Consider the following 12,269-nt stretch of genomic DNA (forward strand, 5'->3'; position numbering starts at 1 on the left):
CCCTTCGCCACCTGTCACTCCCGATCAACGACACGTCCGTTCTTCGGTAACTCGCGTGGATCGCCGATCACCCCATCGAGGCATTGCGCTGACGCCCTGCTGACGCGTGAGCACCGCTGGTCGCAGCACGCCGCAAGGATGTCAGACCGCTGCTTGCTGCACGGGAGTACGGCGCCGCCGCGCCCCTACAGCTCGTGGCGCACAGGCAGCGTCCCCTTGTCCCTCGTCCGGCCGACGACGCGTCGATGGTTCATCTCCCACTGCCGGGCGAGTTCGGTGAAGATCGGTTCCAAGTCGGGGCGCGGAATCGTTTCGCCGCCCGCTGGGCGCCCCCTGATAACGGCCGTGAACCACATGGTCGTGGTGGCTCCGTGCGGCCTCGCACCGCGTGCGGGGCCATCGGGCTGGGCTGCGTACGTCATGGTCGTCCTGGTGGCTGTCAGCCCGTCAGCGAGTCGACGGGGTGGGGTGGGCCGTTGCGAGGGCGTGAGCCCTGGCGGACAGGGCCGTGGGGGTGGCTGCCGTTGGGAACGGGGCTGGGGCAGGCTGCTTCAGGCGAGCCGGCGGCCGAGTTCGTCCAGCGCTTGGGCGGTGGCTGACAGGGGGTAGCGGGCGGCGTTGGCGTATCCGGCCTGGCGCAGGGCGGACAGCAGTCCAGGCGTGGTGCGCAGCCGGTCGATATCGCGGGCGAGCGCGGCGGCGCGGGTGAAGTCCGTCGCCAATCCGGAGGCGGCCAAGGACTCGCTCAGGCCCGGGACCGGCTGGTACAGCACGGGCAGACCGCAGGCTTGCGCTTCGAGGGCGACCGACCCCACGGTCACCGGGGTGAGCGCCGGTTTGACGAGCACGTCGTGGTCGGTGAACGCGCGCCACAGCTGGGGGCGGCTGAGCCAGCCGAGGTAGCGTGCCCGAATGCCCGCGCGTCGCAGCAGCGGCGCCAGGGCGTGGAAGTGAGTTCGGGGGGCGGCGATGCTCAGCTCGATGCCGGGGATCGCGGCCAGGCCCTTGATCAGGTGGGCGGCGCCTTTCTCGAGGGTCAGTTGTCCTGCGTACAGCAGCCGCAGATGGCTGGCTGACCTGTGGGGGTGCCGGGGCGGAGGAGTGGTGAGCAGGTGGTCGGGGATGCCCCACGGGATGCGGGTGATCTTGTGGTTACTGATCGGGGCGAGCTGGAGCAGTTGGTCGGCCATGACGTTCGTGGGCACCACGATGATGTGAGCGGCTCGGGCGCTGTCGCGCAAGAGCTGCAACTGCTCCCGGTGAGCCGCGGCACGGATCAGGTCCGTGCCGTGCACCAGGGCGATGCGGGGGTGCTGGGGCAGGGCGCGGATCAGGGCCGGGGTGGCGCCGGACGTGAGGTTCTGCAGGTGTAGGACACCGATTTGGGCCGGGTCGAGTGCGGTGCTGAGGGCCGTGCGCAGCGCGAGGACGTAGCGGCCGAAGTCCGGCCCGTCCAGGCACTTGCCCGCCACTGCCAGCAGTTCCAGTCCTTCGGGCGGCAGGCGGCGGGGGCCGGCCGCAGCAAGCATGAAGGCGCGGGAAGGGATGAGGGCGTCCCGGCCGGTGTACAGGTCGAGGAACCGTCCGACACTTCCGGCGGGGCTGCCTGCGGGCAGGTCCAGGAAGGTCGCGGCCAGCGACCCGGACGATACAGCGGTCATGGTGTTCACCGGCGGTCTCCTGGGCTCTCCACGGCGGTGTCGTCGTGGCGGCAGGGGTCGCCCGCGGTCCGGAGGGGAGCAGGTCGGCATTCGCCCCGTACCGCGGGCAGGCATCGAGGGTCCCGGGTGGCGTCGGCCGTGCGGAGCGTGGTCGCCGGGGTGTGCTCGCCGCCCCGGAGGGTCGATTCAGGAGGGTCCGCAGCCCGCCGGGTGCGGCGTACCGCTCGCGCCGGCGGAGGTCGTCTCGCTCTCTGGCCTGCAGGTCTCGTCACGACCTCAGCATCATCACGCCCCCGGCCTGCTGCGGGTCATTTGTCCAGACCGACAGGCTCTCCTGTCCGGAGCGACAACGACGCCGGCACCGGGGGAGTGCCGGGCGAACAGGTGCCCGGCACGGTGGTGAGGCCGGGCACCTCCCGCACCAAGCCGGCTGCAGCCTCCCCGGGACGCGCCGGAGGCCATGTCCGGGCCGACAGGCTTTTCTGTCTCAGCGGACAATGACCGGACACGGGCCAAGGCGTTAAAGGAGGTTCGGGGCGAACGTTCGCCCCGGCACGGCAGGGGGCGAGCGATGCGCTCCCGAGTGCCCCGCCGCGGACTCCAACGGCATCGGCACCGTCCTGACGCTTCGTCAGTAAGGTGCTGAAACCGTGCTGAAGGCATGTCGGTCCGTCCAAGGGGAACTCGGCAGCGCTGCGTTTGCAGCACACTGGCCCTCCCGTAGCTCTCCCGGCGGCCGCGAGGGCCGAAGGCCAATGACCAAGTGAGGCTGAGGCGTGCCCAAGATAGCGCTGGATCCGATCATTGCTGACCTGGCACGGGCACTGGCCGTCCGGCTTGACGCGCTGGTCCTCCAGACGGCCGAGGTGATCCTCGGCGAGATCGAGAACTACCGGAGCGAGGAGGTGCACCTCGAGGACCTGCACACCCAAGTGCGGCACAACCTCAGCTGCACGCTCACCCACCTCGCCGACGGCCAGGCCCTGGACCTCACGCGGTCCATGGAGACCGGCCGGCTCCGTGCCCTCCAGGGGATGCCGCTGCCGGAGGTCCTGCGCGCCTACCGGCTGGGCTGTATGTGCTTCTGGGAGCAATTGCTGAAGGAAGCGGACCGGGTGGGACCCCAGGCGCAGACGGCGATGCTGAATGCGGCCACCTATATCTGGGAGATGAAGGACAGCTACTGCACGGCGGTGACCACCGCCTACCGCGACACCCTCGCGGAGCGGATGGTCGAGACCGACCGCCGGCGGTCGGCCCTCCTGGCTGCACTGATCGACGGACCGCCCCCGGGCAGCGACACCGTCTGGGAAATCGCCCGCATGCTCGGCTTCCCGTACCAGGGCACGTTCATCCTGGTGGCGGCGGAGGCCGTCGTGGTCGGCGACCCGCCGCTGCCCGGCCTGGACGCCAAGTGCCGGGCGGTCGACGTCGGCTCGGCGTGGCGGGCGCAGCCGGGCTATGAACTCGGCGTGCTCTCCTGCCCGCGGGGCCAAGCCGTGGAGCTCGCGCTGGAGGCCGTCCGGGCCTCGGCCACCGGGCGCGTGGGGGTGAGCCCCGCCTACGACCGGCTCGATCAGACGAGCCGTGCGCTGCGGTACGCCCACGTCGCCCTCGAGTCCCTGCCGCCCGGTATCGCAGCAGTGCGCCAGCTCGACGACACCCCGCTGACGGAACTGGTGATCAGCAACCTGGAGAACACCCAACGGGCCGTGCGCCGCATTCTCGGCGGTGTGCTGGCCCTGCCCGATGAGGACCGCACGACCTTGCTGGCCACCGCCCAGGCCTGGCTCGATGCCCGGGGGTCGGCCGCCGAGGCGGCACGGGCGCTGTACTGCCATCCCAATACGGTGCGGTACCGCATGCACCGCCTGGAGGAGTTCCTGCGCGGCCCGTTGGACAACCCGAAGATCGTTGCCGAGCTGTCCATGGCGGTGGACGCCGTGGGCGCGTTCCCCACCCTGCTGGGGCACCACCCCGTCCCGCACCATCCGTGAGCTCGCCCGCCGGCTACCGGTGACGCGTGGCCAGGGCCCGACCCGGTGCAGCCGTGGCGAACATGATCCGTGCTCGGCAGCGGATGCGGGGATGGGTTCGCGTGCGCGGGTCGGGCCAGGAGAATCCATCGCCCGCATCCTGGCCGTCCCACCCCCGTGGGCATGTCCCGCCCGACCCCACCAGGTCCACCCGGGTCCTGATCCACGCCGCCGACCTCCGATGACGACCGTGAGCGCCATGGCTGGGGTGAGTCCGCTGGGCTCCAGCCGTCTGCGTGCTCATCGGACGGGGGCGTGCGGTGCGGGGAGCGTCAGCGGGGGTCGACGCGGAAGGCGATCATCGCGGTGTCGTCGCGCCCGTCGGACAGGTGCTGCAGTTGGGTGAGGAGCGCGGACAGGTCGGCGGTGCGGTGCTGTGCTGCTGCCTGAAGCAGGCGGTGCTGGCCCTCGTCGAGGTCGGTGGTGGGGGTTTCGATGAGGCCGTCGGTGTAGTACACGAGGGTGTCGCCCGCACCGAGGGTGTGGGTGTGGGTGACGCGGACCATCTCCGCAACAACGCACAGCGGCGCGTCCTGGCCGCTGCCGTGCAGGAAGCGGGGCTCACCGCGCGCGGGAAGGAGCAAGGGTGGCGGATGCCCGGCATTGGACCAGGACATCAGCCAGCTGCCGTCGGCTTGCCGTCGCAGGTGGGAGTGGACGGCGGTGGTGAAGGTGGCGATGTTCAGCCCTTCCGCCGCGTCGTCCAGCAGACTCAGGACCGTCGAGGGCGTGCCGTCTGGCCCCTTGCTCCAGGCCAGGGCCCGCAGCATGCTGCGCATCTGACCCATGGCGGTGGCCGCGGTGAGGTCGTGTCCCGCGACATCCCCGATGTCCAGGGTGAGGGTGCCGTCGGGATGCAGGATCGCGTCGTACCAGTCGCCCCCGATCTCGGTCGACGAACTGGCCGGCTGATAGCACGCCGCCAAGCTGCCTCCCGGTACGGCCGGCGGTTGCGTGAGATGGGCCCGCTGCAGCTTCAGCGCCGTACGACGTGCCTGCTGCAGATCGAGGACCTTACGGATCGGTCGACGCGCGTGGTGCAGCACCTCGCGCAGCAGCTCGACTTCGGCTGGTCCGGGAAGGGGCGAATCGCCGGTGGAGACGGCTACCGCATAGCCGAGGACGAGCTCGTCGACGACCAACGGAACCAGCGTCAGGCTGGTGGCCCCCGAGGCGGCCAGCCACTGCTCGGTCACTTCGGGCACCAGGTCGGGCGGTGCGGGGTGGCCGGGGGACAGAGCGATGGTCTTGGGTAGGCCGCTGTGGAGCACGTGGCGCACGGCGTCGGTGGCGGTGACCTGCTGCGCTTTGAGGGGAGCAGGTGGGGGAAGGTCCCCACGGGCTGCCGACGCCACGCGCCGGGCACTGACCGGTGCGTTGTCCGGCAGCGGCCACTCGTCATGGGACAGCAGGAGAATGACGCAGGCGTCGGCGAGTTCGGGCACGACCACCTTGACCACCTCGGCGAACGCCTCGGCCAGACTGCCGCCCGATGCCTCGGCGACCTGGGCGACCAGGCGGTCGCGCAGACTGGTGCTCCAGGTGTCCTCGACATCGACCGTGGCGGCGATCCACTCGTCGACCTGCCCGTCGCGCACGATGGGCACGCCCCGGGTGGTCATGTGCCGATAGGAGCCCTCTTTGGTCCGCACCCGGAAGGTGCTCTGGAAGATTCCAGGCGGCTCGGTGGTGGCCGCCGTCCTCCAGGCGCGACTGAGCTTGTCGCGATCCCGGGGATGGAGGTACGCGTACCAGTCCTTGTCGGCTCGGCCGCGCCAGGGAACTCCGGTCAGTTGCTCCCAACCGGAGACGATCTCCGCCATCGAGCCGTCCGCATGCATCACCCACACCATCTGGGACACTGCGGAGACCAAGGCTTCGTAGCGTTGCAGCGCAATCGTCTCGGCGCTGGTATCCATGGTCAGCATGAGGACCCCGACGCCATTGGGCGTGGTCACGGGGGTGCACGAGTACACGAAGTAGCGTGCCTGTTCCACCGCCCCGGGATCGGGCCGGCGCGAACCCGTGAGCTGACACGGGCGGCCCGTGGTGAACACGTCGTCCAGGGCGGTCAGAAACTCGGCCGAATCCGGCTCGGGGAAAATCTCCCGCGCGGGCCGGCCGAGCGTGCGTACGCCGAGCATCCTGGCGCACGCCGCATTCGTGTAGACGAGCCGGTGGTCAGGCCCGGCGAACATGGCTACCGCCGCCACCGACTCCTCGAACAGCTTCGGGTTCAAAGACTGCTGCGGGCTCAACGCCGACCTGCCGCGGCTCGCACTTGCCGGAGTGCACGGCCGCCGGGATGCGCCGCGGAAGTATGGCTGCGGCTCACTCAGGGCCTCTTTCGTATCGGCGACGCCATGCCCGTCCGATCGTGCCTGCCGGCGCATCGCCACCGTTCGCGCCACGCCGTTCGCGCCGCAAAACGGTCAGGGGCGCCGTTCCTGGGTCCTGGTGGGGTCGCTTGCGCCAATCCATGCCAGAGGTGCCAGCGGTGCATGACCTGCACGATCGACGGTGGCGGACAGGCGTTGCCGGTGAGTGGCCGATGCCTGTGCGGAGGTTGCCTGCGGGCGGTCAAACACGAGCAGTATGCCCCTGAAATCTCCGTACCGCCGTGCCCGCGCCCTGGCCCGGGCGGACGCACGGGACACCTTGCGAGGGCTGATCCCGCCCTGCTCCTCCGGCCCCGATTCGGGCCGGGCCCGAGCACGCGGATCCAACGCTGCACTGCCCGCGGGCGCATCCGGGGCGCTCCGTCCTCAGCCGGGGCAGGGCAGCAGAACGGAGTCCCATCATGAGCACTGCCTTGTCTTCTCGCTTACCGCAGCACAGATTGCCCCGCCGCCTGAGTGTTCTCTGCTCGGCGGCGTTGCTGTCCCTGTCCGGGATGTTCGCCCTGGCCGCTCCCGCCCAGGCCGCGGCGCCCGCCAACGACAACTTCGCCAACGCCCAGAGAGAGCCCGTCACCTTCAGCGACGTCACCAGCAACGTCGACGCCAGCGTCGAGGCGGGCGAACCGGGCGCCTCCTGCGGCCTGAGCGCCTAGAAGACCGTCTGGATTCGGTGACCACCGTCGGCGCCGCCACCCTCACCGTCGACACCGCCGGGTCGAACTTCGACACCGTGCTGACCGCCTACACCGGCGCCAGCCTCGCCACGCTGACCGAGGTGGCCTGCAACGACGACGGACTCGGCGTGGGCGGGGCCTCGACCATGACCTTCTCCGCCGGCGCCTCCACAACCTACTGGCTCCGCGTCGACGGCTACGAGGTCAGCCAAGGCGGCAATCAGGGGACCGTGGTGATCAACTTGCAGTTCCTGCCGACCTGCACCATCACCGGCACCGCCGGCAACGACACGATCAACGGCACCAACGGGGACGACGCCACCTGCGGCCTGGGTGGTGACGACACCATCAACGGCGGGAACGGAAACGACACCATCTCCGGCGGGCCCGGTGCCGACACCATCGACGGCCAGAACGGCAGCGACACCCTCTACGGGGATCTGGGGGACGTCGACCTCGACGGCCAAAACGGCAACGACACCCTGTACGACCACACCGGCACCGACACCATGAGCGGCTCCCTGGGCAACGACAACATCGACGTCCAGGACGGCGCCGGCAGCGACACCGCCAACGGCGGCCTCGGTTCCGACACCTGCGCCATCGACGCAGGCGACACCGCCACCAGCTGCTGACTGCGGACCCAGCCCCTGCCTGAATCCTCCGCTGCGGGGCTGCCACCAACCAGATGAGGGGTGGCCCGGCCCCCAGCGGGCCACCCCTTCGCGGGCAGCCCGTCAGGCGGGCTGCGCGGCAAGCGCTGGGGCGGGGGCTTTGCGGGCCGTGCTGGTCTCACGGAGTATCAGCAAGCCTGTGATCGCGATGAGTGCCGAGGTCAGGCCGTGGATCCCGGCCGCTGCGGAGAGGGAGCCGTGGTGGGCCAGGACGTTGATCATGTCGCCGAACGGTCGCCCGCAGGCCAGCTCGGCAGGCCAACGCCGGGAGCGGATGCCTCCGGGATCAGGATGAAGGACAGCCCGAGGTAGAGGACGAACAGGGCGCCGACGGTGGCCAGGAGGGTGTTGACGTTCTTCAGGGACATGCGACCTCTCCTTCGATGGTCGACCGGGATGGGGCAGGGCTCTCAGCGGCGGGCGTAGCTGGGGTGGCCCGATGACGCGCCGGATGGTGTGGGTCGGGTACGTCTGCCTGGGCGGGGTGTGTCGGTCGTCTGGCCCGACCGGGCCGCTCAGATACTGCGGGACGCGGCGCCACCCGGATGTGCGGGTCGCACACGACGTCGTCGGGGAACGCGGCGGCCCGGCGCGCGCTTGGGGCGCACGGCCGGGCGGGTGGGCCGGAGGGCTCAGGCGAGGGCGGTGACCAGCAGGGCGAAGGCGGCGACGATGACGGCGACCCGGAGGTAGTGCCACCGGCCCCAGCGGTTCAGCTGCTCCTTCCAGTCCGCGGGCCGGTTCTCCGGGGTCCATGTCTTGTTCCGGTTGTTGATCGGGACCAGCAGCAGGATCGACATGACCACGCTGAGGACCAGCAGCCCGCCGGCGGTGACGACGAGGCCGGTGCCGTGGTCGTCCCACCCGGCGGCCGCCCATATACCGACGAGGACGACCGAGCCGATGTACCAGAACGGCATCACGGCGCCGAGCATGCGGCCCCCGTGGGCGTGGCCGAGTTGGCCGCTGTCCTCGGGGAGGGCGTCGAGGATCCGGTTCATGATGAAGGCGACGGAGAACTCCACCCCCACCAGCAGGCCGACGACCACGGTGGTGACGACCTCGAGCGCGTTGAGCATGATGATTCTCCTGTGATCTAGCGTTGCTAGGTGATGGTGCAACGCTAGACCTACCGCCGCTCTCATGTCTAGCGGTGCTAGGATCAAATTATGTCGGTACAGGAACGCAAGGAACGCGAACGGTCGGTCCGCGAGCGCCTCATCGTGGCCACGGCCCGCGAACTCGCCGAGCAGCAGGGCTGGGACGCGGTCACCACCCGCCGGCTCGCCGAGTGCATCGAGTACAGCCAGCCCGTCCTCTACAGCCACTTCCGCGGCAAGCGCGAGATCATCGGCGCCGTCGCCCTGGAGGGCGCCACCGAGATGGCCGCGGCGATGCGGGCCGCGACCGCCGCCGCGGACGGCCCGCGCGCCCGGGTGATGGCTCTCGCGCGCGCCTACCTCGACTTCGCCGCCCGCCATCCGGCGGTCTACGACGCCATCTTCCAGCTCGACGGAGGTCTCGCCTATGCACAGGAGGACACTCCGGAGCCTTTGAAGGACGCCTTCGCCGCACTCCTGGAGAGCCTTGCCGAGGTCGCCGGGGACGGCGTCCACCCGGGCCTGTTCACCGAGTTGTTCTGGGCTTCCCTGCACGGCCTGGCGACCCTGACCCGATCGCGACGGCTGCTGCCGGAAGACGCGGAGCAGCGGGTGGAACTGCTGGTGGACCGCCTCATCGTGCTGTGACGCACCCTTCCGGCGAACTGTAGTCGGGGTTTCCTCACACCTGCCGGCGGCAGCGGAAGCCGACCTGCCCACCCGGAAGGCTCTCCACCCCCAGGCCAAGATCAAGATCTGTAGCTGGTCCTAGGTTCACCACGAGACCGGGTACAGGGGTCATGGCACCGTCCTCCTGCGGTGCCCTAGCGTCGTGCCATGACGATTCCAGCCGGACTGAGACGCACGGTCCTCCGGGCGCAGCGGGACACCGGCTTTCTTGCCGCTGGTGTGCTGCCGCACCTGGCGCTGGTGCCCGTGTGGTCCTGGGCGGCGACGACGACCGCCAGGACGGGGAACTGGCTCCTTGCGGTTGCCGTGTCGGCCGCCCTGGTCCTGCTCGGCACCCCGCTGCTGACGGCCGTTCAGCGGGCTCGCTGCCGGGTGCTCATCGGTGTGGACGTCCCCCGGTTCACCCCCACCGCGCCGGAGCAATGGACGTGGGCCGCGACCGCCCGGTGGCTCGCGGTGACGCGGCCTTGGCGCAAGATCGGTTACCACCTGCTGCTGGGCCCGCTGCTCGCGCTCCTGGAGCTGCTGCTGCTCGTCGCGGCAGCGGCGTGCCTGGCGGGTGTCTTCGCCTACGCCTGGTCACCGGCGCTGCCAACCGGAGTCCGCCAGGACTGGTTCGGCAACCTGACCCAGCTGCCGGCGTACACAGCGGCCGGTCTTCTCCTCCTGTGCGCCCTGCCCTGGACCGCGCGGGTAGTAGCCCGGACCGAGGCGCGGCTGGCGTTGGTCCTGCTCGGGCCCAGCCGGGCGCAGCGGCTCCAGGAGCGGGTCGATCAGCTGGCCGTGAGCCGGACCGGCCTGATCGAGGCCGTCGACGCGGAGCGCCGCCGGATCGAGCGCGACCTGCACGACGGCACCCAGCAGCGGTTGGTGTCTCTCGCGGTCAACCTGGGTCTGGCCATGGCCACCCGCCCGGACCTGCCGAGTGATGCCCGCGAGGTGATCGGGAGAGCACACCTGGAGGCGAAGGAGGCGATCGCTGAGCTCAATGACCTGGTACGGGGGCTGCACCCGGCCGTGCTCGAAGACCGTGGTCTGGACGCGGCGTTGTCCGGGCTGGCTGCCCGCACGCCCCTGCCGGTGCGGCTGCGGGTCGATCTGGACGAGCGGGTGGCGCCCAACGTGGAAGCGGTCGCGTACTTCGTGATCTCCGAAGCGCTGACCAATGCAACGAAGCACGCCCACGCGATGCGGATTGAGGTGATGGTCCGTCGGGTCGGCGAGGTGCTGCGCGTGCGCGTGACCGACGACGGGCTGGGCGGTGCCGACGTCGCCGCCGGTACGGGGCTGACCGGGCTGGCCAAGCGGGTCGGCTCCCTCGACGGGGCCTTCCACGTCAGCAGCCCCGTTGGCGGGCCCACCACCATCACCGCGGAGCTGCCGTGCGCGCGGTGATCACCGGGGATCCGGTGCTGCTGCGGTCGGCCTGATCCAGGCGCGGAGAGGGCCGGGCCCAGGTCGCCGACGAAAGCCCGCGGCGACCAAGCGGATGGCTCCGACTACCGGACCGGACGGGCAGCTGCGCTGCTGCCACCCACCGACCCCCTGCGGTGCGCGGAGGCGCCGGTGCAGACACAGCCGGCCCGGCGCTGACGCCCGAGCGCAAGCATGGACGCCGCGCCCTGGAGGGGGCCGCAGGACGGTAGGCGGACCGGCGGCCCCCAGTGCGCCCATGCCTCAGGAGCGGTGGGCGGGCGCACCCAAGTCGCCCGGGATGCGGTCCGGCCCCGGGGCTGCCTTTGCGCCCGTGGCGGCGGCCCGGTGCCCTCGGCGCGGCCCCGATGCGGGGGCCGGAGGCGGTGGCCAACCCTGCAGTTTTGCAGGCCCCGCTAACGTCTCACTCACGTTTCGCTTACGCCGCGCCCAGGGCTGTGACCTGCTGGAATCGGGTGGTCATCGGGCTTGCCCGGAGCCGGGCAGGCGGTACAGCATGACCTTGTGTGACATCGGTGTTAACAGCTCGGGCGGTTTCAGGCGAGCGAAGCGGCGTGAGCGGGATCGATGGCGTGCTCGAGTGGCTGGTGCTGCGTGAGGCGGCGGAGTTCGTCGAGCACGAGCTGGCCGAGGCGGTGGCGCTCGGCCCCCATGGCGCCGCCCAGGTGCGGGGTCAGGACGACGTTGGGAAGGGTGAACAGTGGCGAGTCGGCGGCCGGAGGCTCGGGGTGCGTTACGTCCAGGACAGCGGTGAGGTCGGGCCGGGCGTGCAGGACCTGCGCGGCGGCGGCCTCGTCGATCAGTGCGCCCCGCGCGGTGTTGATCAAAGTGGTGCCCGGCCCCATGGAGGTCAGCAGGCGGGCTCCGATCGAGCCGCGGGTCTGCGGCAGCAGCGGTGCGTGCAGGCTCACGACGTGGCAGGTGGCGAAGAGTGCCTCGATGGGGACCAGCCGCACGCCCGCGCGCCGGGCGGTCTCCGCGGAGGCGATGGGATCCGTGGCGAGGACCTCGACGTCGAAGCGGGCGAGGTGGGCGGCGACGAGCCGGCCGATGTGGCCGAGTCCCAGCAGGCCCACCCGTGAGCGGTAGGCGCCTGGGACCGCGGGATCGGTGGGGAAGCGGCGGCTCTGTGCCACCTCCCGCGCGATGCGATGGGCCTGCTTCAGGCCGAGCAGGACGTGGGCGAGGGTGAACTCCGCCACCGGTACGGCATTGGCCGCGGCGGCGGAGACGATCGGGATGTCGCGGTCCCAGAAGGCGGGTGTGGTCAGGTGCCGCACGGATCCCGCCGCGACGAGAACGGCCCGCAGTCGCGGGGCACGGGTCAGGAGGGCGTCATCGAGCACCGGTGCCCCCCAGCCCGTGAGCAGCAGGTCGACGCCGGCCAACACTGCTGGGTCGGCGGCGAGTTCCTCCCGGGTGCGGGGCGGCCCCTGCCAGCGTACGAGGCGGCCGATCTCGGCCAGCACGTCGGGCGGGTAGACGTCGGCCCGGCGTTCTTCCTCCATGACGAGCAGGGCTGTCGGTGCGTCGACCGGTGCGTTCATGTCGGGCTGGTCTCCTCGGCCTGTCCGGGGCCGGACCGGCGGCCGGACGGTCGG

General features: G+C 70.9%; 9 protein-coding genes and 1 pseudogene. 5 read left to right on the forward strand and 5 right to left on the reverse strand.

Translation table 11 applies throughout. The features are described 5' to 3' along the window. Positions 1-551 precede the first annotated feature (551 nt). Positions 552-1,661, reverse strand: a complete 1,110-nt coding sequence (locus ABZ721_RS10615; RefSeq protein WP_358788243.1) for a glycosyltransferase family 4 protein — start codon at positions 1,659-1,661, stop codon at positions 552-554. Between the two features lie 776 nt (positions 1,662-2,437). Here ABZ721_RS10615 and ABZ721_RS10620 point away from each other — a divergent pair. Next, entirely contained in the window at positions 2,438-3,658 is a 1,221-nt protein-coding gene (locus tag ABZ721_RS10620; protein ID WP_358788244.1) for a helix-turn-helix domain-containing protein, read from the forward strand. 311 nt (positions 3,659-3,969) lie between these two features. Here ABZ721_RS10620 and ABZ721_RS10625 read toward each other — a convergent pair whose 3' ends face one another. Further along, positions 3,970-5,955, reverse strand: a complete 1,986-nt coding sequence (locus tag ABZ721_RS10625) for a SpoIIE family protein phosphatase (RefSeq protein ID WP_358788245.1) — start codon at positions 5,953-5,955, stop codon at positions 3,970-3,972. Positions 5,956-6,572: 617 nt separating this feature from the next. Between ABZ721_RS10625 and ABZ721_RS10630 the strand changes: the two genes are divergently transcribed. Then, positions 6,573-6,749: a hypothetical protein gene (locus tag ABZ721_RS10630; protein WP_358788246.1), complete on the forward strand. Its 177-nt coding sequence runs from the start codon at positions 6,573-6,575 to the stop codon at positions 6,747-6,749. 17 nt (positions 6,750-6,766) lie between these two features. Beyond that, a complete protein-coding gene (locus ABZ721_RS10635; RefSeq protein WP_358788247.1) occupies positions 6,767-7,405 on the forward strand; it encodes a hypothetical protein in 639 nt (212 codons plus the stop codon). Positions 7,406-7,507: 102 nt separating this feature from the next. Here ABZ721_RS10635 and ABZ721_RS10640 read toward each other — a convergent pair. Next, positions 7,508-7,812 (reverse strand): annotated as a pseudogene (locus tag ABZ721_RS10640) (small membrane hydrophobic protein). 264 nt (positions 7,813-8,076) lie between these two features. Beyond that, entirely contained in the window at positions 8,077-8,523 is a 447-nt protein-coding gene (locus ABZ721_RS10645) for a DUF1772 domain-containing protein (RefSeq protein WP_358788248.1), read from the reverse strand. A gap of 90 nt (positions 8,524-8,613) precedes the next feature. On the opposite strand from ABZ721_RS10645, the gene ABZ721_RS10650 reads away from it, so the two are divergent. Both ABZ721_RS10650 and ABZ721_RS10655 read left to right on the forward strand, forming a co-directional pair. Next, complete coding sequence (locus ABZ721_RS10650) at positions 8,614-9,192, forward strand: TetR/AcrR family transcriptional regulator (RefSeq protein WP_358788249.1); 579 nt, start codon at positions 8,614-8,616, stop codon at positions 9,190-9,192. A 189-nt stretch (positions 9,193-9,381) separates the two neighbouring features. Further along, positions 9,382-10,629 (forward strand): histidine kinase, encoded by a 1,248-nt coding sequence (locus tag ABZ721_RS10655; protein WP_358788250.1) that lies wholly within the window; start codon positions 9,382-9,384, stop codon positions 10,627-10,629. 575 nt (positions 10,630-11,204) lie between these two features. On the opposite strand, the gene ABZ721_RS10660 is transcribed toward ABZ721_RS10655, so the two are convergent. Then, positions 11,205-12,215, reverse strand: a complete 1,011-nt coding sequence (locus ABZ721_RS10660) for a hydroxyacid dehydrogenase (RefSeq protein WP_358788251.1) — start codon at positions 12,213-12,215, stop codon at positions 11,205-11,207. Positions 12,216-12,269 lie beyond the last annotated feature (54 nt).

It is taken from the genome of Streptomyces sp. NPDC006733, from assembly GCF_040636125.1.
Lineage (GTDB): Bacteria > Actinomycetota > Actinomycetes > Streptomycetales > Streptomycetaceae > Actinacidiphila.

Bases quoted from the DNA above. Each gene is read 5' to 3' on its own strand.
- ABZ721_RS10650 (WP_358788249.1), top strand. From the start codon at position 8,614: ATGTCGGTACAGGAACGCAAGGAACGCGAACGGTCGGTCCGCGAGCGC.
- ABZ721_RS10660 (WP_358788251.1), bottom strand. From the start codon at position 12,215: ATGAACGCACCGGTCGACGCACCGACAGCCCTGCTCGTCATGGAGGAA.
- ABZ721_RS10645 (WP_358788248.1), bottom strand. From the start codon at position 8,523: ATGCTCAACGCGCTCGAGGTCGTCACCACCGTGGTCGTCGGCCTGCTG.
- ABZ721_RS10655 (WP_358788250.1), top strand. From the start codon at position 9,382: ATGACGATTCCAGCCGGACTGAGACGCACGGTCCTCCGGGCGCAGCGG.
- ABZ721_RS10615 (WP_358788243.1), bottom strand. From the start codon at position 1,661: ATGACCGCTGTATCGTCCGGGTCGCTGGCCGCGACCTTCCTGGACCTG.